The sequence below is a fragment of the Paraburkholderia tropica genome, from assembly GCF_014171495.1.
Classification (GTDB): domain Bacteria; phylum Pseudomonadota; class Gammaproteobacteria; order Burkholderiales; family Burkholderiaceae; genus Paraburkholderia; species Paraburkholderia tropica.
Window position 1 is genome coordinate 426,060 of the sequence record NZ_CP049135.1, and the last position, 18,526, is coordinate 444,585.

Sequence of the window (18,526 nt, forward strand, 5' to 3'; positions counted from 1 at the left end):
GCGCCGTCTTTGCCGCGCGCGCAGGAGCGATGCGCGACTCGCGGCGGCAAAGACACAAGCAGGACACAACCGAGACACAAGCAGGACGCGACCGCGCAAAGCCGGCAGCCGCGCTTTCTCTCAGCTTGCGCCGCCCACGTCTCGCGCGAAATCGCGCTGGCCCTCGCGCAACTGTTCTGCGCAGGAGCGATAGAGCCATCCGGGTCCGTTATCCACGCTGTACATGCCCCGGCACATGCCCTTCAGGCGAATCGTCGCCGTTCCGTCAGCCGCGGTTTCGCGGGCGGCCCAGAAATAGGCCACGCCGAATTGGTGCGGCATCCGCGTCTCGATCGTTTCGTCCGTGCTCCGCTCGATCGGCGTGGGCGAATGCGCCTGGACGAATGCCCGCGCGCGGTTCCATGCCTGCGCGCAATCGCGCAGCGTCATGCAGTGAATCGCCGCGTGCTCGCGCGCGAGCTCCAGCCCCGATTCGGAATCACGAAAGGCTTCGCGGCTCGCATCGGTCGCGCACGCCGCAAGCAGTACCGAAAACACCGAAAACAGCACAGCAAGCCGACCCGACAGCCGATGCTGACACCATCCCTGAAACATGCTGACGACCCCGATAAAGAACCGGTCCGCGAAGTCGGACCGCATGGCCCAATCTAAGGATTGCCCGCCGCCCCCGATTGATCTGCCTCAAATCAGTCCCTCGCCTTCGATCGCCTCACGACTGACGCAGATCAACCGCGCAACAGAGAAGCGCGCTGCAATCTGTCTCGGAGGCGCCGTGGGGCGCGTTGAGAGGGAGTGCATGATGAAGCTGACCTTTCTGGGTGCGGCGCAAACCGTGACCGGCTCGCGCTACTTGCTCGAAGCGCAAGGCAAGCGGGTGCTGATCGACTGCGGGCTGTTCCAGGGCACCAAGAACCTGCGTTTGCGCAACTGGGCGCCCTTGCCTTTTCCGGCCGATACGCTCGATGCCGTGATCCTCACGCACGCGCACATCGATCACTGCGGCTACCTGCCGGTACTCGCGCGCAGCGGCTATCGCGGCCCGGTCTGGTGCACGCCGGGCACGGCCGACCTGTGCGGCGTGATGCTGCGTGACAGCGCCCGCCTGCAGGAAGAAGACGCGGCGTTTGCAAACCGTCACGGCTATTCGAAGCACAAGCCCGCTCTGCCGCTCTACACGCTCGAAGACGCCGAAGCGGCGCTGCGGCTCCTCGCGCCACGCGAATTCGACACGCCGGTCGAGCTCGGCGAACAACTGACCTTCCGGCTGCTGCCCGCCGGGCATATCCTCGGCGCCGCGAGCGTCGTGCTGTGCAGCGGCTCGACCGTCGTCGCCTTTTCCGGCGATCTCGGGCGCCCCGACGATACGCTCATGCGGGCGCCGATGCCGCCCGTTCACGCCGACTATCTCGTGGTCGAATCGACCTATGGCGACCGGCTGCACGATGCCCTCGACCCTGAAGACGAACTCGCCCATCTGTTCGCGCGCACCTTCGCGCGCGGAGGCATCGTGGTGATGCCGTGCTTCGCGGTCGGCCGCGCGCAGGAGGTGCTTTACTACATCGCTCACCTCAAGGAAACCGGGCGCATGGCGAACGTGCCCGTCTATCTCGACAGCCCGATGGCCATCAGCGTCACGGACCTTTACCGCCATCACATGCGCGAGCACCGGCTGAGCATCTCCCAACTGCACGCCATCGATCATGCGGCGTTCATGACCCGCACCGTCGACGATTCGAAGGCCATTGCCGCGCGTCACGGCCCGATGGTCATCATCGCCGGCAGCGGCATGGCGACGGGCGGACGCGTGCTCCATCACCTGAACCTCTATGCCCCCGATCCGCGCAACACGATCGCGCTGGTGGGCTACCAGGCGCCCGGCACGCGCGGCGCGGCGCTCGAGGCCCATGCGCCGACCATCAAACTGCATGGCGACTACGTGCGCGTGCGCGCCGAAGTGGCGTCGATTTCCTCGCTCTCCGCGCATTCGGATTACCGCGAAACGATACGCTGGCTGGCCGGCATGACCTGCCCGCCGGTGCGCACGTTCGTGACGCATGGCGAGCCCGCCGCCGCCGATGCCCTGCGCCGGCGTATCGCCGAAACGCTTCATTGGGACTGCTGTGTGCCGGAGCAGGGGCAAACCATCGAACTGCCCGAGAATCCGGTTCGCGAACATCCGTGTCCGCCGTGCGAGTCCGCCAGCGCGGCGTAAGCTCCCGCGCGAATGACCTTGCCGTACGCGGCGGCGTTCACGCCGCGTCGGCATCGCGGCGCGCCGCCCGCAGGCGAAAGAATTGCGCCCTGCGCCACACAAACTCGCAATTTTTTCCGGACAGATCTGCGCGGCGATCCTAAAATTAGGGCAAGCGGCCCATCCATCCCGGCTCCCGACTGTTCTCCAATGAAGTCGCTACTTCATAGGGGAATGACTGACACAACCGTTCCACGCAAGCGCATCTTCGCAACTTCATCCGGACAGTTGCCATGAGCACACGCGCTCAGCCACGCGCGCACGGCGCAGTACGCATGTTTCTCGCACGTCTACGTCGGCCGGCAGGGGCATCGGCGCTGACGTTCGTTGTCGTCCTGACGCTCGCGCTCGTCGTTGCCGCGTTCGTCGCCGCGCAATGGCAGACCACCGCCGGGCACCGATTCGCGCGCCGCGCGGCCGCGCTGCGCGACACGGTCGAGCAAGCGCTCGTCGCCGACGAAGCCGCCCTGCGCGGCGCGCGCGGATGGCTCGCGCAACAGCCCGCGCCCAGTTCCGCAGCCTGGCGGCAGTACGCCGCCGATACCGTTCTCGACGATTCCCGGCTCGCGGTGGTCGCACTCGGGTATTTCCCGCTGCCTCTCGGCGTGTCCGAGACGGCATCCGCGCAGTCTGCGCAGTCCACGCTCGCCACGCTCTGGGCGGGCCCGGCCGCTTCCGAAGCCGGCAGTGCGTTCGACACGGGCGCCGCGGCCGTGGCGGCGCGCCGCTACGCGCTGCAAACCGGCAATGCCGGGCTCGCCGCCGAAGCCGCTCCGGAACCGGCGCAGCCTCGTCTGCTGCTGTATCTGCCCGTCTATGCCGCGCCGGCGGCGGGCGACGCACAACGGCCGCTGGCCGGCTTCACCGTGGCCTTGCTCGATGTGCAGCGCCTCTTCGAGCCGATCGTCGCCAGCCGGCCGGACCTCGCCCTTGCCGTTCATGCCGGCCAGCACGCCGCCGAGCTGTATCGCAGCGCCCCCACCGAAAATGCCGCCGTCGCCGGGGGCGCGCGATTCGAGCACACCGATACCATCGTGTTCGGCGGCACGACCCTCACGCTGCACACGAGCGCGGACGGCAGTCCCTTCGTCACCGGCGCGGCCCTCAGCGCCGCGCCCGTGCTGCTCTTCGGCGTCCTTGCCGCCGCGTTGAGCGCCTTCCTCGCCCATCGGCTCGCGCGGGCCAATGCCGCGTCGCCCGGTCGTCTCCCCGCGTCCGAGCCCGCGGTCTCCGACGCACGGCTGAACGAAGCACGGCTGAACGAAGCGCGCATGATGGGCATCGTGCGTTCGTCGATGGAAGCCATCATCACGGTCGACGAAGCGCAGCGCATCGTCATCTTCAATCCCGCCGCCGAGTTCGTCTTCGGGCTGTCCGCCATGGAAGCGATCGGCTCGCCGCTGTCGCGTTTCATTCCTGAGCGCTTCCGCCCGGCCCACGCGCGCCACGTCGACCAGTTCGGCGCCACCGGCGTCACCGAGCGTCAGATGGGCCATCAGCAACGCACGCTGTTCGGCCTGCGCGCCAACGGCGAGGAATTCCCGATCGAAGCGTCGATTTCGCAGATCCACGATGTATCCGGCAAGCTGTTCACGGTCATGTTGCGCGACATCACCGAGCGTTTGCGCGCGGAGGACTCGCTCAAGCGTTCGCGCGAGGAATTGCGAGAACTCTCCGCCAATCTGCAAAACGTGCGCGAGGCTGAAAAGACGCGTATCGCGCGCGAGTTGCACGACGATCTCGGCCAGCAGCTCACCGCGCTCAAAATCGATCTCTCCACGCTCCAGAACCGGCTCGGCGGCGCCGTCGACGACGACATCGCCACGCGGCTCGACGGCATGGGCAAGCTGATCGACTCGACCGTGCGGGCCGTGCGCCGCATCGCGGCCGACCTGCGCCCCGTCATGCTCGACGACCTGGGCCTCGTGCCCGCGATCGAATGGCTCGCGAACGACTTCACGAGCCGCTACGGCATCGCCGTGCAGCAGACCATCCACACCGGCAACACGGTGTTTTCCGGCGAGGCGGCGTCGGCGCTCTTTCGCATCATCCAGGAAGCGCTCACCAACGTCGCGCGCCACGCCGAAGCGAGCGTCGTCACCTTGAAACTCGAAGTCGACAGCCAGCACTGCACGCTGCGCATCGCGGACAACGGCCGCGGCGCGCAGCACACCGCCTGCGATCCGCAGCGGCACGGACGCCGCGAAAAGTCGTTCGGATTGCTCGGCATCCGCGAGCGCGCGCATATGTTCAACGGGGAAGTCGAGATCGACACGGCGCCGGGCGAAGGATTCGCCATTGCCATCACGTTCGCGCTCGACGCCCTCCTGCCAGCAGAGACCGCTTCATGATCAAGGTGATCCTCGCCGACGATCACACGCTCGTGCGTGACGGTCTGCGGCGCATCCTCGAAGACGCGCGGGAATTCGACATCGTCGGCGAAGGCTGCGACGGCGCGACCACGCTTGCGCTCGTGCGCGAGCGCGAGGCCAGGGTGCTCGTGCTCGATCTGTCCATGCCGGGGCGCAGCGGCGTGGAGCTCATCAAGCAGATCAAGGAAGAGAAACCGGCCTTGCGCATTCTCGTGTTGACGATGCATGCCGAACAGCAATACGCAGTGCGCGCGTTCAAGGCGGGCGCTTCGGGCTATCTCACCAAGGAAAGCGCCAGTGCGGAACTGGTGAACGCCGTGCTCAAGGTGGCGGCCGGCGGCGTCTACGTGAGCATGGCGATGGCCGAGCGCTTCGCGCAAAGCCTGAACGAGCCGGGCGACACCTTGCCGCACCAGCGTCTCTCCGATCGCGAGTTCGAAGTGTTCCGGCGCCTCGCCAACGGCGAAACCATCGGCGAAATCGCGCAGGCGCTCTGCGTGAGCGCGAAGACCATCAGCACCTACAAGGTGCGCATCCTCGAAAAAATGGAAATGCCGCACGAGGCCGCCCTCGTGCGTTACGCGCTGCGCCACAAGCTGCTCGACGATCAGGACGAACCCTGAGCCGACGCTGTTGCCAGTCGCTGTAGCCAACTTCCGCTGCCCTGCCCGGCGACGCATCGTCGCATGTTTGTAGGAATCGCCCTACATAACTTCCGTTTCGCGTACGCCGCTTTCCATCGCCGCCGATTCTCTTTCGCGCCGCGCTCGCCAATACTGGCTACATGACAGCCGATACCACCACGCGCGCGCTGCACGTGTTTCTCGTCGACGAGGCGACGGCGGTGCGCCGCAGAGTCGCCGAGACGCTCGCCGCCCTGTCGGACGTGAGCGTGGTCGGCGAGGCCGAGGACACCGTCACGGCCCTGCACGGCATCGCCACGAGCGGAGCGCATGTCGCGGTCGTCGACCTGCGGCTGAACGCGAGCAACGGCATGGAACTCATTGCCCGACTGTCGCGCGAACAACCGGGCGTGCTGACTATCGTGCTGACCAACCATGCGGCGGCGCCGTTCAAGGCCGCCTGCGAACGGGCGGGCGCCGCCTTGTTCTTCGACAAGACGTCCGAATTCGACGCCGCCTGCCATGCCATTGAAGCGCTTGCGAAACAACGCGCGACCCTCGCGCGATGAATTGGAGACTCTCATGTATGCCGAGCCCGTTTGCGACCCCTCTCTTCCCATGCCTGCGCCCACGCCCTGGCCGGTGATCGCGCTGCAACCCGCGGCGCGCGAGGCCGCTGTGCGCCGTCCCGCCTCGCGCTGCTCGACCTGCTCGCTGCGCGCGGTCTGCATGCCGGCCGACCTCAGTTCCGCGGAGCTCCAGCAACTGGATACCCTCGTCCTCACGACGCGCATCGTGCGGCGCGGCGAGACGCTGTTTCGCACCCACGATCCCTTCCAGAGCCTCTACGCGGTACGCACCGGCTCGTTCAAAACGGTCGTCATGCATCGCGACGGCCATGAACAGATCACGGGCTTCCAGATTCCCGGCGAACCGCTCGGCCTCGACGGCGTGTGCGCCGGTACGCACAATTGCGACGCGATCGCGCTCGAAGACAGCTCGGTCTGCATCATCCCGTTCGGCCAGCTGGAGTCGCTGTGCCGCGAAAGCCGCCGCATGCAACATCATCTCTATCAGTTGATGAGCGGCGAAATCGTGCGCGAATCGAGCCTCATGATGCTGCTCGGCACGATGACGGCGGAACAACGGCTCGCGGCCTTCCTGCTCGACCTTTCCGCCCGTTTTCGCATGCGCGGCTACTCGGGCGCGCAGTTCAACCTGAAGATGAGCCGTGAAGAAATTGGCTGTTTTCTCGGCATGAAACTCGAAACCGTCAGCCGGATGTTTTCGCGCTTCCACCGGGAAGGGCTCGTCGAGCCGGACGGCAAGCAGATCCGCATCGTCGATGCGCAGGGTCTCGCGCGCGTGTGACCCGCGACCCATCCAGGGTGAATGTTCCGCAAGCTGGCCGCGGGTCGTCAGGCGGGGGGCGTTTTTTCGCCCTCGCCGCAGCGCTTCCCGCGGCGCACTTTTGGCCTTGACTCAAATCAACGCCATACTGCCGGACGATGTCAGCATGAACAAAGGCGGCGCGCCTTTCGGCCTGCCCGACACTCGAGGAGATCATTCATGGCCTGCGCACCGTTTCCCGCCGCCGTTGCCATTCGACCGCTGCGCGAATCGCGCCGCGCGCGGTCAGGCGCCCTGCTCGTACAGGCGGCTGTGTTAGTCGCCGTTTCGCTGCACGCCGCCGGCGCGGCCGCGCAAACGCAGGAGCCCGTCGAACTCGTCGATCAGCAGCATTGCATGTTTTGTCACACCTCCGACGCCCCGTTTCTCGCGCCCTCGTTCCACCAGATCGCGCAACGCTATCGCGACCAGCCCAACGCCAGCACGATGCTGGAGGAAAAACTCCGGCATGGCGGCAAGGTGCACTGGGGCGACATGTCCATGCCGTTGCCCGCCGATCGCGGCGGTCCGCTTTCGGCCGAGGACGCGCGCACGCTCGTCCAGTGGGTGCTGAGTCAGTAACTGCGCGGCGGCTTCGTGTGCGCATTCGTGCGTGTCAGACACGCAAGCAAAGATCAGCGCGCCGCGACGCGCCCGATGCTCACCTCAATGACCGCGCCGCGCCGGACCGCTGTGAACGGCGTAGCGCGACGTACCGGCGAGTTGCAGTTCACGCTCGGCGGCATCGAAAGCCTGGCGGATGGCGACGAGCGGATCGTCGCCCGAGCAGTGAACGATGGGCTTGAGACCTGTGGCGGCCATGAGAAGATCGAGCCGCACATCGTAGGTCTGAACAGGGCCCGTTATATGCATCGACTCGATCGCCAGGTGGCACGCCTGCAGCACACCGCTGTACCGCTCCAGACGCAGGAGCTGCACACCGGCCTCAGCCTCGATCGCGGCGGACCCGACGAATCCGAGATAAACAATCTGCATGCCTAATCCCATTGCCGCGCCCCTTCTCTTCATACGCCCCATGACTGCGTGCACGCGCATCTCGCCGATCATCGCTGCACGTGGAATGCATGGCGATTCATGAGATCGATCCAGAGCATGCCTTCACGCAGGCCGTCGAGCATCGCGGCCGTCTCGGTGACGAATGTTCGATGATGATCGAAGGCGTGGCAGACCGCCTGTTCCGGCGCGCGCTGCCTGATCGCGATATGGCAGGAGAAGCCGCCTTGTGGCGCAGGCGACGTGACCGCCTCCACGATCCATGTATCGCTGTCGACCGTACCCTTGAGTGTCATGATGCGGATCTCTGTTTAGCACGTCGCTGAGAATGAAATGGCACGCGCGTCGGCGCGTGTCAGCTGCCATAAACGCGAAACACGCCGCTGTGCAGCAGCACGGGCGCCCCGCGCGTCGCCCGAATCAGCGTGACCGCCGTGTCCTCGATGGCGTGGCGATGCTCGTCGAAGGCTTCGACGAGATCCGTCTCGCGAACCGATCGCGCGCCGAAATGATCCTCAAGCGCCTCGGCGGTAATGCCGCACTCGATCCGCTTGCCGTCCACACAGACCGGAAACACCAGGGTGTAGCATTGCGCGTCGTATTGCGGCACCGACGGCGGAAACGTAATGTCCATGACCAGATCTCCTTGCCTCGCCTGCCACCCGCAGCTCACGGGGCGGCCTGAATTCAGCATAGGGTCTTGAAGTGCGGAACCGTTGACACATATCAATTCAGTGAAAGCTGCACCCAGCCGCGAAGACCAGGCGCTCAACAGTCTGCCGCACGACCCACCGTGGCCGCATCAGGCGTCGGCGAGAAAAAAAGCGCAGGGGCGTACCCTGCGCCTGACCGGCGCATCCCGTGCGGGCCAGCACGGATCGATGCGCCGCCTCCCCACAAAGCCCGCCTGATTTACTCGATGCGCATCCGCTTTTGCTCCGCCGGCGCCTTTTTCAGCAGCGTCAGCGACAGCACGCCGTCCTGATACTGGGCCGTCGACGCGCTCTCGTCGATATCGCCGCCCAGCGAGAACGAGCGCGCAAACGCGCCGCTATAACGCTCGCGGCGGATGACCCGCTCGCCTTCCTTCTGCTCGGCCTTGCGCTCGACCTTCGCGCTGATCGAGACCACATTGCCGTCGATCTTCACGTCGATGTCTTTCTTGTCCACGCCCGGCAATTCCGCCTTGACCGTGTAGGCCTGATCGCTCTCGGTCACGTCGATTTTCATGGCCGCCAGATCGTGCTCCTCCGACGCGAGCAGGCCGCGCATAGGGCGGAACAGCCCCTGAAACAGATCGGAAACCGGCTCGACCGAAAACGGGTCGTAACGTGTCAGATTGCTCATCGCGATTCCTCCTTTTGAGCTGTCACTCGCCGCACCGTCCGCTTGCGCGCACCGCGCGGCAGCGCGGGCAGATGCCCACTCCTTGCGCGCCCGCACATCGCCGCCGGGCGCGCATCAGCTTCAATCTACGAACCCGCGACGTTTCCCGATTGATCCAACTCAATGCTCGTGTGTCTGAAGCGCGTCTCGACGCTGCACGGAAGTGCCCGATTTGGCGGAATAGGACGCTTGACTTAAGTCAAGCGTGCGCCCGTCCTCATTCGTAGACTCGAATTCATTCGTGGCCTGCATCAAGCCGGGCGACGATCGCCCGTTCCCACTCGCCGGAGCCCCGCCATGAGTTTGAAGACCTTGCTGCTTCATCTGGATACCAGTGCGCGCGCCAGCGCACGCCTCGCGCTTGCGTTGAAACTCGCGCGCACGTACGGCGCGCACCTGGACGGTCTGTTCGCGGTTTTCGAACCGAGCCCGCGCGAGTTTCACGTCATGGCCGGCACGGCGGACTACTACGACTCGCATCGCAGACTGCGAGCGGAACAGCGCGCCGCGATCGAGCGGCTGTTCCATGCGGAGCTGGCGCGCGCGCAGGTGAATGGCGCATGGGTGGCCGCCGAGGGCGAACCCGTCGCCGCCGTCATGCAGCGCAGCCGCAGCGCCGATCTGACGATCGTCGGCCAAACCGATCTCGACGAACCGGAAGCCTATGTGGCGAATCACTTTGTCGAATCGGTCGTGCTCGGCGCCGGCGGGCCCGTGCTCGTCATGCCCTACACCGGCCACTTCGAATCGGTAGGCGAACGCGTGCTGATTGGCTGGAACGGCAGCCGCGAGGCAGCGCGCGCGGTTCACGATGCGATTCCGTTCATCGCGCGCGCCGCACATGTCACGATTGCCGCCGTTTCCAGCAGCTTTACGCCCGCGCCTTCGGCGGCCTCGTGCTCGGATCTGGCCGCGATGCTCGCGCGCCATGGCGCGAACACCGTCGACATCACGCGTTTCGACCGCAGCGCCTCGGAATCCACGGGCGACGCCCTGCTCAGCTACGCGGCCGATAACGGCTTCGACCTGCTGGTGATGGGCGCGTATGGTCACTACCGCTTGCAGGAAACCGTGCTTGGCGGCGCGACGCGCTCGGTTCTGCTCACGATGACGCTGCCCGTGCTCATGTCCCATTGAGCGGCAGCGAACGCACGCGACCGCACGTGCCCCGGAGACAGATCATGTTTTCCCGCATTCTCGTTGCACTCGACGGCAGCCAGACCGCGTCGAAAGCACTCGATGCCGCGATCGAACTCGCGCGTGACAGCGCCGCGGAACTACAGCCGCTGTACGTCATCGACATGCCGATGCTGGCCTACGACGTGCCGGGCTTCGATCCGTCGATCATTCGCGATGCATACGTCGAAGAGAGCCGGATCCTCGGTGCCGATGCCCAGAACCGCATGACCGGCGCGGGCGTGAGAGGCGCCCCGCGCACGGCGGAAGTCCAGCTGGGCGCCGATGACATCGCGCAATGCATCGAACGCGCGGCCGCCGACTGGCACGCCGATCTGATCGTCATGGGCACGCACGGACGCCGCGGCATGCAGCGGCTGGCACTCGGCAGCGTCGCCGAACGCGTGCTGCGCAGCGCCTGCCGTCCGGTGTTGCTGATCCCGGCGCGCGCGACCGCGAAGGAGCGCGCCTGAGCCCTGGCGAGCGTGTGGCGCACCGCCCGCCTCCGTCACCATTGACTTAGATCAACTATTTACCGGATCGCGCTTGCGCGCACTAAACGTGACTGCCACTGCGCACTGTTGCTTGCGCGCGGCATTCAGCGTGCATAAACCCCGCTATCATTCAAAGAATAAGAAGATACGGGCGAACAATTTCATGGTGAAACGGAAAGGCACGCCGCACGATGCCGCCGCAAGCAATCTCCGCGGACAGAAAACTCAATCCGCACAGGCCTTCCGGCAGATCCTGAAGGTCATCGCCCGCAACATGGTCTCGCCGGCCGGCATCCTCGGTTGCAGCATCGTGTTGTGGCTGGCGACGCTCAGCATCGGCACCGCCATGTTAATGACGTCCCGCACCGACGCCTTCAACCACGCGCTACGGAATTCACGCAATCTCACGCTGGTCCTCGAGCGCGACATCGAGCGCAGCATCGATCTGTACGACCTTTCGTTGCGCGCGGTCTCCGACGGCGCGGCCGACAGCCAGGTGATGGCGTTGCCGGCCAACCTGCGCGACCGGGTCCTGTTCGACCGGGCCGCGACGGCCCACTATATGGGACCGATGACGATCAGCGCCGGGAACGGCACGCTGATCGCCACCTCGGATCCCCGATCCGCCGGGCGCGAGCGCGCCGCGCCGGATCTGAACGCCGCCGGCCACCTGATGACGCCGGACGGCCTCTATATCGGCCGCCCTGTCCATTCGTCGACGAACCCCGCCCAGTTCTCCATTCCGCTAGGCCGCTCGATCTATCGCCCCGACGGAAAATTTCTGGGGACGGTCATGGGCAGTCTCAGCATGGAGTACTTCCGGGAACTGACCAATGGCTTGTCGATTGGCGAGCGCGGCTCGGTCATCGTGTTCGAAACGGATGGCACCTTGATTTCCCGCTTGCCGGACAGTTCGGAAAATATCGGCCGGAATTTCGCGCAGAGCCCGATATTCCGGCGCTTGATGACGGGCACGGAGGGCCACTTTGTGGGCACGCCGAACCTCGATGGCGTTCGTCGGCTTTACGTCTATAAACGCCTGCCCGATTTACCTTTGATTGTTGCCGTTGCGCCCGCGATGAGCACCGTCTATGCCGAATGGTGGGCGCGAGCGACGTGGTTCGGCGCGCTTATTCTGGCGTTCACGGCCATCAAGGCAGCCGGGACCTGGCTATTCGTGCGCGAGCTTCGCCGCAGGCAGCGCGCCGAGGCCTCGCTGGAGCGCATGGCGCATCACGACCCGCTCACCGGGCTGGAGAATCGCGCCACGTTCGACGACGTGCTGGCCCGGGAATGGAAATGCGCAAGGCGAAACGAAAAGCCACTGTCCCTGTTGTTTATCGATATCGACCGGTTCAAATCGTATAACGATCAATATGGTCATCAAGCCGGCGACGTCGCCTTGAAATCCGTGGCCACGCGAATTGCCGCGTGTCTCGACAGACCCGGCGATCACGCCGCGCGGTATGGCGGCGAGGAATTTATCGTCGTCTTGCCCGACACGGATACGCGCGGCGCCGCCTTGATGGCGGAGAAGATTCGGAGCGCGGTATTCAATCTCCAGATCGAGCATCGGCAAGCGCCATTGCACATGCTCACGGTGAGCATTGGCGTGTCGACGACGGCGGTCGATCGAGTGACGGACGCAAGCACCCTGCTGAAAACAGCCGATATGGCGCTATACGAGGCGAAGCGACTGGGGCGGAACTGCGTGTCGATCGTGCCGCAACTCGATACAGAATGTGCGGCCTGAAACTGGGAAGCCGCACGTTTCGACAACGCCTCGTTCGCTAGTCATCGCTGGACACGTCGACGCCGGTCGCTCCGACAAATGGCGGAGCAGCACTGGATTGATCCAGACGCAGTTCGCCGCGCGCGCGCTCGGCAAGATTTTCATAGTGGCGCCGGAAGCGCGCCAGTTCCTTTTCGTCGAGTTCCTCCAGATCCAGTAACGCGTTGTGCGCGCCCGCGAGCGCGCGTATCAGCTCGTCCAGCTTGATCTGCATGGCAGCGGTATCGCGATTCTGCGTGTTCTGGATAAGGAAGACCATCAGAAACGTCACGATGGTCGTGGAGGTGTTGATCACCAGTTGCCACGTGTCGCTATAGTGGAAAACCGGTCCGGTGATCGCCCATACGATCACCAGTGCGGTGGCCAAAACGAACGTCGCCGGACGGCCGGCAAAACTCGACAATTTGCTGGAGAATCTGGAAAACCAGTTGCTGTTCATGCTCGCCTCCCAGTCCGTTGTGCCCGCGAGCGTTCGCCTCATGGCGCACGGGTCTGCTGCAAATCCGAAGCGAGCATCCGCCGTGCCCGCACAGACTGCACCCGCTGTTTCCACGGCGCGAGAAGTGGCCAGTCTGCCTGGGCCATAGCGTCTACACGTACTGTGCGTATCTCGTGGACAGCCTTCCCCGTATGAAGCACGCCCGTTGAGACCGCTTGGCGGACAACGTCTTCGCTTCCCATCCGCGTGCAACTCCGGTTTGAAAAACACCGTACACTTGGCGGTCCGAATGACTGTTTGCTACGCGAGGACCACGCATGCCGACGACTGCCCTGGTTGCCCTTGCCGTTGTACTCACGCTCATCGTCGTATTGCTGATCGCCAATCTCACTAGCGGCGAGAAGAAGATCGAGCACAAGATCGAGCGGCTTTACGCCAGCGACGATGCCCAATTCACACGCTCGATGGGGCTCTTGCTCGGGCCGCCGGTTGTCGGCGGCAACCGCTTTGAAGTGCTGGTCAACGGCGACCGGATTTTCCCCGCCATGCTCGGCTGCATTCGCGCCGCACAGCACACCATTACCTTCGAAACGTTTATCTATTGGTCCGGTGCAATCGGTGAGCAGCTTGCGCAGGCGCTGTCCGAAAGAGCGCGTGCCGGAATCGCGGTCCATGTGCTGCTCGACTGGATCGGATCGTCGAAGATGGACCCGCGTTATCTGCGCATGTTGCGCGAAGCGGGCGCACAGGTGATTCAGTATCACAAGCCGCACTGGACCGGGCTCGGCAGAATGAACGATCGCACGCACCGCAAACTGCTCGTGATCGATGGCCGCATCGGTTTTACAGGGGGCGTGGGTATCGCCGAAGAATGGACCGGCGACGCGCAGGACGACAAGCATTGGCGCGACACCCATTTTCGTGTCGACGGACCAGCGGTCGGCCAGATGCAAGCCGTATTCATGGACAACTGGGTCAAGGCGACGGGCAATGTATTGCACGGCCCCACGTATTTTCCGCAGATCGACGCATCGGGCGACGGGCTCGCCCACATGTTCAGCAGCTCGCCATCGGGCGGCAGCGACGACATGCAGTTGATGTACCTGATGGCCATCACGGCCGCGACGCATTCGATACAGCTTTCGAGCGCGTACTTCGTGCCGGACAAATTGACGATCAACGCAATCGTTGAAGCGGCGAAGCGCGGCGTGGCCGTGCGCATCATTACGCCAGGCAAACACATCGACACGCATACCGTGCGCGAAGCGTCGCGCGCGTGCTGGGGACCGCTGCTGGAGGCCGGCGTAGAGATGTACGAATATCAACCCACCATGTTCCATTGCAAGCTCATGGTCGTGGATGAATATATGGTGTCGGTCGGTTCGACCAATTTCGACAGCCGCTCTTTCAGGCTCAACGACGAAGCCAATCTCAATGTCTACAATCGCGACTTCGCGCGGCAACAGACGGCGATCTTCGATCGCGACATCAGCCACGCGAAACGCATCACGCTCGAAGCATGGCGCAACCGTCCATTGCGGGAAAAGCTGCTTGAACGCGCGGTTCAATTGCTCGACTCGCAGCTTTGATTGGGGATCGGCGTAGCGCCAACGTTGCGGCCGGGCGCGCGAATCGCACCGAGCGGTGCAGATCCGTTTCGCGGGACATCGCGTCTTCTTTCGTTCTTTCAAAACACTGTCAATTTGATTAACGCATTCAAACTCATGGCCGATCTGCGCCGAGGTAATCAAGTCCGCCATAATATGGCGCGGTAGCGCACGCACAAAAATCCCGAAACAAGCGCTGCCGGATCGGAGATAAAAAATTGGACAAGAGTCGTCGTAATTGGCTGAAGGCTGGCGCCACTATCACCGCCACGGCAACGGGCGTATTTTCCGGCCGCATTTTCGCCGCGCAGGAACAGCAAGCGGGCACGAAGATCGAATCGATTCCGCCTCTGACGGGCCAGCCTGGCGTGCGCCTCGTCACGTATAGCGTCGGTGCGCAGCCGTCCATCGGCGTGGTGCTCGACGACGGCCGCCTGCTCGATCTCAAGGCCGAAGCGCACGCACGTCACCTCAAGCTGGCGTTCGACCCAAGCTCGATGCTTTCGCTGATCAAGGTCGGCGATCCGGCACTGCAACAGGTCAGAACGCTGAGCGAGCATCCGCGATCCACGCTACTGTCGCTGGAAACAGTGCGACTGCTTTCGCCGATCCCGCGCCCGGATCGCAACATCTACTGTGTCGGCTGGAACTATCTCGACCACTTCGAGGAGGGACAGGCCGTGCGCACCGACAACAAAACCAGTACGTTGCCCGCGCACCCTGTTTTCTTCACCAAGGGTACGCACACCATGAACGGGCCGTTCGATCCGATTCCCTACGATGCGGCGAACTCCACCAGCACCGACTGGGAAGCGGAACTGGCCGTCATCATCGGCCGCACCGGCATCAATATCTCCGAGGCGGACGCGATGAATTACGTGTTCGGCTATTCGGCGTTCAACGACACGACCGAGCGCGATATCCAGCAGAAACGCCACGGCGGCCAGTGGTTCAAAGGCAAGAGCCTCGACGGCCACGGCCCGATGGGTCCCTGGATCGTCACGGCGGCCGGCGTGAAGCTCGACGATGTACGCGTCATTTGCCGCGTGAACGGTGTCGAAAAGCAGAATGCCAGCTACCAGCAGATGTACTTCAAGATCCCGCGCATCATCGCCGAACTGTCGCGCGGTATGACGCTGGAGGCCGGTGACATCATCGCGACAGGCACGCCCTCGGGCGTCGGTTTCGCCCGTCAGCCGCCGGAATTCCTGAAACCGGGGGACATCATGGAAACCGACATTGTCGGCGTGGGTGTCATCCGTAACGAAATCAAGCCGGTGTAACGCCATCGTCGTCGAGACTACGCGCCACTTCGCCGAACGTGGCGCGCGGCGCTCGCTCAATATGGCTGCTGTATAGTTGCGCGGACGTCGGTGCGGAACGCGATATCGCGCGCATCCGGCAACCCTGCGACGCCCTCCTTTACCACTCCCGAGACCCCGCCCGCATGGATCGCCTGGCCGCAATGGAAACCTTCGTCGCCGTCGTAGAGGCGGGTTCGTTCTCGGCGGCGGCGCGTCGGCTGCATATCGGACAACCCGCCGTATCGAAGTCGATCGCGCAGCTCGAAGAGCATCTGAACGCGCGCCTCCTGCTGCGCTCGACCCGCGGCCTCACCCCCACCGATGCTGGCCAGCGCTTCTACGAACACGCGTGTCTGGCGATCGAAGAAGCCGATCGCGCGGAACATTCGGTGCGCGAGTCGTCGGAGGGACTGGTCGGGAGGCTGCGCGTGGGCGCGGCCGTGACCTTCGCGAGGCTGCACGTCATCCCCGCGCTTGGCGCGTTCCTCGAACAGCACCCGAGACTCGATGTGGAGATCGTGATGGACGACCGTCCGATCGATCTGCTCGAGGAAGGCGTCGACGTCGCGTTGCGCATGGGCCGGCTCGACGACTCCGCGATGACGGCGCGGCGCGTCGCAAGCGGAAAGCGTCTGGTGGTCGGCACGAAGGCGTACTTCGCACGGCATGGCGTGCCGCAAACGCCCGCGGAACTCAGTCAGCATCGGGCAATCGTTCACGCCATGCGCAGCGGTGGAGACGCGTGGGCGTTCGGACACGCGGACGGCACCGAATTGGCCGTCACGGTGTCGGGCCGCGTGCGGGTCAGCGCGGCCGAAGGCGTGCGCGCCGCCGTCCTCGCCGATCTGGGACTGGCCGTGGCCTCGGAATGGATGTTCGCGCCGGAACTCGCGGACGGCTCCGTGCAGGCCGCGCTCACCGACTGGACGCTGCCGGGCATCGACGTATGGGCGGTGTTTCCTTCCGGGCGCATGGCAACGACGAAGGCGCGCGCCTTCGTCGCCTTCGTCGAAAGCCTGTTTGCCGGACAGACCTAAAACTGGCCATCGGATTCCAGCCTGGCCGATCGAGGCGCCGCGTGCGATCGCGCGATGCCGATGACGGGCGCGCCCGCTCACACCTCCGCGTTCGCGCGCGCCAGAACCGGCAACATATCGACCGGATCGGGACGATGCGTGTAATCGGGATTCACTTCCGAATACAGCACGATGCCGTCCTGACCGATTACGTAGCGCGCGGGCATCGGCAGCGTCCACGAAGGGTCGGCGTTGAACGCGGGCAGATCGTTTTTCAGGGCCTTGTAGAGATCGACCAGATAATCGGGCAGCGCGAAGCGTAGGCCAAATGCAGCACCGACCTCGCCGTTCGTATCGCTCAACACCGGAAAGCCGAGCTTGTTATCGCGCACGGATTTGCGGCTGTTCACCGCGGTCTGCGGCGAGATGGCCGCGACGCTCGCGCCGTATCCCTCGATCTGCGGAAGCACGTCATTGATCGCCTGTAGCTCGATGTTGCAGTACGGGCACCACACGCCACGATAGAACGTGATGACGAGCGGGCCGCGACGCAGTAGTTCGACCGACGACACGTCGTTGCCGTCCTGATCCTTGAGCGTGAAACTGGGCGCACGCTCGCCTGCCTTGATTGCGCGCGTCGCCTGACCGCTTGCGATCAGTTCGGCGGTGGCGCGCTCCATGATCGGGTGAATCTCCGGCGGTGCATAGTACGGCGGCTTGCCGCCCTTGAAGTCCGCCTTGAACGCGTCGAGTTTGTCTTGCAGTGACATGTCCTTCTCCTGTATCGGGTGATCGAGTGAGAACCTGCGCTCAGGCGCTGGCCGCGACGCTCGTCTGCGGCTTGACCCACTCGTTGCCCTTCATGAAGGCGTCGTAAGGCGTATGCACGATGTGATTCGTGTAGTTGCTCATCACCTTCGTCGCCACGCCGAGAATCACTTCGAACACATTGCGGCGCGTGTAGCCGGCGGCGAGGAATGCGTCGATGTCGGCATCGGTGGCGAAGCCGCGCTCACGCACCACGACGGTCGTGAAGCGATGCAGCGCTTCGAGCTTTGCGTCCGGAAGCTCGGTGCCGGCACGCAGCGCGTCGATCACGGCCGGGTCCATCTTGATCATCTTTGCGAGCGTGCTGTGACCGGCCATGCAGTAGTGGCAGTCGTTTTCGAAGTTCGAGGTCAGATAGACAACCTGCTGTTCATGCGGCGTCAGCGTGCTTTTCGAAAACAGATCCCAGAGCGCCGAATAGCCGGCCAGCAATTCGGGCGATTCCGCCATGAAAGACTGGAGATTCGGGACGAAGCCGAAGGCGGCTTTCGTGCCTTCGAGCAGGGGCTTCGAGTCGGCCGGTGCGGTCTCGACGGTGTAGGCGTTGAAGGTGTTCATCGTGGATTCCTCTGTGGGTTGACGGTGAACACATGATCGGGCAGACGCCGCGCCCCAAGAAGGCAGGCGGTGGTGATAGGACTTATTCCTTTGCGGAATGGCGCGCGACTTGTCTGTTACGAGGTTTCGCAACGTGACCGATGCCGTGACTTGAGCGAGTTTTCAAGCGCGTTCACAACCAGCACGCCCCGCATCTACGAATAAAAAACGACCGCTCATCGAAGCAACGATTCAACGCGGACATACACGCCGCTAGCGGCGCGGCATTAACACGCCA

At 64.2% G+C, this 18,526-nt stretch carries 20 protein-coding genes; 12 read left to right on the top strand and 8 right to left on the bottom strand.

What is annotated here, in order from left to right; genetic code table 11:
- Positions 1–120 precede the first annotated feature (120 nt).
- Positions 121–639 carry a hypothetical protein gene (locus G5S35_RS16690; RefSeq protein ID WP_237181426.1) on the bottom strand — a complete coding sequence of 173 codons (519 nt, stop codon included), beginning with the start codon at positions 637–639 and terminating at the stop codon, positions 121–123.
- 160 nt (positions 640–799) lie between these two features.
- On the opposite strand from G5S35_RS16690, the gene G5S35_RS16695 reads away from it, so the two are divergent.
- The 6 genes from G5S35_RS16695 to G5S35_RS16720 all read left to right on the top strand — a co-directional run bounded on the left by G5S35_RS16695 (position 800) and on the right by G5S35_RS16720 (position 7,217).
- Complete coding sequence (locus tag G5S35_RS16695) at positions 800–2,212, top strand: MBL fold metallo-hydrolase RNA specificity domain-containing protein (RefSeq protein WP_176080617.1); 1,413 nt, start codon at positions 800–802, stop codon at positions 2,210–2,212.
- Between the two features lie 272 nt (positions 2,213–2,484).
- Entirely contained in the window at positions 2,485–4,602 is a 2,118-nt protein-coding gene (locus tag G5S35_RS16700) for a PAS domain-containing sensor histidine kinase (RefSeq protein WP_080180541.1), read from the top strand.
- Complete coding sequence (locus G5S35_RS16705; protein WP_065058346.1) at positions 4,599–5,246, top strand: response regulator; 648 nt, start codon at positions 4,599–4,601, stop codon at positions 5,244–5,246. The genes G5S35_RS16700 and G5S35_RS16705 overlap by 4 nt, the downstream gene beginning before the upstream one ends.
- Before the next feature lie 161 nt (positions 5,247–5,407).
- Complete coding sequence (locus G5S35_RS16710; protein ID WP_065058345.1) at positions 5,408–5,815, top strand: response regulator; 408 nt, start codon at positions 5,408–5,410, stop codon at positions 5,813–5,815.
- A 49-nt stretch (positions 5,816–5,864) separates the two neighbouring features.
- Positions 5,865–6,617, top strand: a complete 753-nt coding sequence (locus G5S35_RS16715) for a helix-turn-helix domain-containing protein (RefSeq protein ID WP_065058344.1) — start codon at positions 5,865–5,867, stop codon at positions 6,615–6,617.
- 198 nt (positions 6,618–6,815) lie between these two features.
- Positions 6,816–7,217, top strand: a complete 402-nt coding sequence (locus tag G5S35_RS16720; RefSeq protein ID WP_065058343.1) for a c-type cytochrome — start codon at positions 6,816–6,818, stop codon at positions 7,215–7,217.
- Between the two features lie 84 nt (positions 7,218–7,301).
- Here G5S35_RS16720 and G5S35_RS16725 read toward each other — a convergent pair whose 3' ends face one another.
- The 4 genes from G5S35_RS16725 to G5S35_RS16740 all read right to left on the bottom strand — a co-directional run bounded on the left by G5S35_RS16725 (position 7,302) and on the right by G5S35_RS16740 (position 8,996).
- Positions 7,302–7,631 carry a hypothetical protein gene (locus tag G5S35_RS16725; RefSeq protein WP_074987428.1) on the bottom strand — a complete coding sequence of 110 codons (330 nt, stop codon included), beginning with the start codon at positions 7,629–7,631 and terminating at the stop codon, positions 7,302–7,304.
- 68 nt (positions 7,632–7,699) lie between these two features.
- Positions 7,700–7,945, bottom strand: a complete 246-nt coding sequence (locus tag G5S35_RS16730; protein ID WP_065058342.1) for a hypothetical protein — start codon at positions 7,943–7,945, stop codon at positions 7,700–7,702.
- Positions 7,946–8,004: 59 nt separating this feature from the next.
- Positions 8,005–8,283, bottom strand: coding sequence for a DUF1488 family protein (locus G5S35_RS16735; RefSeq protein ID WP_065058384.1), 279 nt, complete (start codon positions 8,281–8,283; stop codon positions 8,005–8,007).
- A 278-nt stretch (positions 8,284–8,561) separates the two neighbouring features.
- Positions 8,562–8,996 carry an Hsp20/alpha crystallin family protein gene (locus tag G5S35_RS16740; protein ID WP_065058341.1) on the bottom strand — a complete coding sequence of 145 codons (435 nt, stop codon included), beginning with the start codon at positions 8,994–8,996 and terminating at the stop codon, positions 8,562–8,564.
- Positions 8,997–9,332: 336 nt separating this feature from the next.
- On the opposite strand from G5S35_RS16740, the gene G5S35_RS16745 reads away from it, so the two are divergent.
- The 3 genes from G5S35_RS16745 to G5S35_RS16755 all read left to right on the top strand — a co-directional run bounded on the left by G5S35_RS16745 (position 9,333) and on the right by G5S35_RS16755 (position 12,458).
- Positions 9,333–10,172 carry a universal stress protein gene (locus G5S35_RS16745; protein WP_065058340.1) on the top strand — a complete coding sequence of 280 codons (840 nt, stop codon included), beginning with the start codon at positions 9,333–9,335 and terminating at the stop codon, positions 10,170–10,172.
- Between the two features lie 44 nt (positions 10,173–10,216).
- Positions 10,217–10,684: a universal stress protein gene (locus G5S35_RS16750; protein WP_065058339.1), complete on the top strand. Its 468-nt coding sequence runs from the start codon at positions 10,217–10,219 to the stop codon at positions 10,682–10,684.
- Positions 10,685–10,868: 184 nt separating this feature from the next.
- Positions 10,869–12,458 (top strand): sensor domain-containing diguanylate cyclase, encoded by a 1,590-nt coding sequence (locus G5S35_RS16755; protein ID WP_183039225.1) that lies wholly within the window; start codon positions 10,869–10,871, stop codon positions 12,456–12,458.
- 37 nt (positions 12,459–12,495) lie between these two features.
- Here G5S35_RS16755 and G5S35_RS16760 read toward each other — a convergent pair whose 3' ends face one another.
- Complete coding sequence (locus tag G5S35_RS16760) at positions 12,496–12,936, bottom strand: low affinity iron permease family protein (protein ID WP_065058382.1); 441 nt, start codon at positions 12,934–12,936, stop codon at positions 12,496–12,498.
- Positions 12,937–13,253: 317 nt separating this feature from the next.
- On the opposite strand from G5S35_RS16760, the gene cls reads away from it, so the two are divergent.
- The 3 genes from cls (at position 13,254) to G5S35_RS16775 (ending at position 16,884) form a co-directional block, all read left to right on the top strand.
- On the top strand, positions 13,254–14,525 hold the full coding sequence (gene cls, locus G5S35_RS16765; protein WP_183039226.1) for a cardiolipin synthase: 1,272 nt from the start codon (positions 13,254–13,256) through the stop codon (positions 14,523–14,525).
- Positions 14,526–14,911: 386 nt separating this feature from the next.
- Positions 14,912–15,826: a fumarylacetoacetate hydrolase family protein gene (locus G5S35_RS16770; RefSeq protein WP_074987430.1), complete on the top strand. Its 915-nt coding sequence runs from the start codon at positions 14,912–14,914 to the stop codon at positions 15,824–15,826.
- Positions 15,827–15,990: 164 nt separating this feature from the next.
- The gene (locus G5S35_RS16775) at positions 15,991–16,884 is read left to right on the top strand and encodes a LysR family transcriptional regulator (protein ID WP_183039227.1); all 894 of its coding nucleotides are present in this window, start codon (positions 15,991–15,993) and stop codon (positions 16,882–16,884) included.
- A 77-nt stretch (positions 16,885–16,961) separates the two neighbouring features.
- Here G5S35_RS16775 and G5S35_RS16780 read toward each other — a convergent pair whose 3' ends face one another.
- Together G5S35_RS16780 and G5S35_RS16785 are read right to left on the bottom strand one after the other, a co-directional pair.
- Complete coding sequence (locus tag G5S35_RS16780; RefSeq protein ID WP_065058336.1) at positions 16,962–17,633, bottom strand: peroxiredoxin-like family protein; 672 nt, start codon at positions 17,631–17,633, stop codon at positions 16,962–16,964.
- A 40-nt stretch (positions 17,634–17,673) separates the two neighbouring features.
- Positions 17,674–18,249, bottom strand: a complete 576-nt coding sequence (locus G5S35_RS16785) for a carboxymuconolactone decarboxylase family protein (protein WP_065058335.1) — start codon at positions 18,247–18,249, stop codon at positions 17,674–17,676.
- Between the last annotated feature and the right edge of the window lie 277 nt (positions 18,250–18,526).

Bases quoted from the DNA above. Each gene is read 5' to 3' on its own strand.
- cls (WP_183039226.1), top strand. From the start codon at position 13,254: ATGCCGACGACTGCCCTGGTTGCCCTTGCCGTTGTACTCACGCTCATC.
- G5S35_RS16745 (WP_065058340.1), top strand. From the start codon at position 9,333: ATGAGTTTGAAGACCTTGCTGCTTCATCTGGATACCAGTGCGCGCGCC.
- G5S35_RS16735 (WP_065058384.1), bottom strand. From the start codon at position 8,283: ATGGACATTACGTTTCCGCCGTCGGTGCCGCAATACGACGCGCAATGC.
- G5S35_RS16760 (WP_065058382.1), bottom strand. From the start codon at position 12,936: ATGAACAGCAACTGGTTTTCCAGATTCTCCAGCAAATTGTCGAGTTTT.
- G5S35_RS16705 (WP_065058346.1), top strand. From the start codon at position 4,599: ATGATCAAGGTGATCCTCGCCGACGATCACACGCTCGTGCGTGACGGT.
- G5S35_RS16725 (WP_074987428.1), bottom strand. From the start codon at position 7,631: ATGCAGATTGTTTATCTCGGATTCGTCGGGTCCGCCGCGATCGAGGCT.
- G5S35_RS16750 (WP_065058339.1), top strand. From the start codon at position 10,217: ATGTTTTCCCGCATTCTCGTTGCACTCGACGGCAGCCAGACCGCGTCG.
- G5S35_RS16695 (WP_176080617.1), top strand. From the start codon at position 800: ATGAAGCTGACCTTTCTGGGTGCGGCGCAAACCGTGACCGGCTCGCGC.
- G5S35_RS16755 (WP_183039225.1), top strand. From the start codon at position 10,869: ATGGTGAAACGGAAAGGCACGCCGCACGATGCCGCCGCAAGCAATCTC.
- G5S35_RS16690 (WP_237181426.1), bottom strand. From the start codon at position 639: ATGCGGTCCGACTTCGCGGACCGGTTCTTTATCGGGGTCGTCAGCATG.
- G5S35_RS16775 (WP_183039227.1), top strand. From the start codon at position 15,991: ATGGATCGCCTGGCCGCAATGGAAACCTTCGTCGCCGTCGTAGAGGCG.
- G5S35_RS16700 (WP_080180541.1), top strand. From the start codon at position 2,485: ATGAGCACACGCGCTCAGCCACGCGCGCACGGCGCAGTACGCATGTTT.
- G5S35_RS16785 (WP_065058335.1), bottom strand. From the start codon at position 18,249: ATGAACACCTTCAACGCCTACACCGTCGAGACCGCACCGGCCGACTCG.
- G5S35_RS16720 (WP_065058343.1), top strand. From the start codon at position 6,816: ATGGCCTGCGCACCGTTTCCCGCCGCCGTTGCCATTCGACCGCTGCGC.
- G5S35_RS16715 (WP_065058344.1), top strand. From the start codon at position 5,865: ATGCCTGCGCCCACGCCCTGGCCGGTGATCGCGCTGCAACCCGCGGCG.
- G5S35_RS16740 (WP_065058341.1), bottom strand. From the start codon at position 8,996: ATGAGCAATCTGACACGTTACGACCCGTTTTCGGTCGAGCCGGTTTCC.
- G5S35_RS16780 (WP_065058336.1), bottom strand. From the start codon at position 17,633: ATGTCACTGCAAGACAAACTCGACGCGTTCAAGGCGGACTTCAAGGGC.
- G5S35_RS16710 (WP_065058345.1), top strand. From the start codon at position 5,408: ATGACAGCCGATACCACCACGCGCGCGCTGCACGTGTTTCTCGTCGAC.
- G5S35_RS16730 (WP_065058342.1), bottom strand. From the start codon at position 7,945: ATGACACTCAAGGGTACGGTCGACAGCGATACATGGATCGTGGAGGCG.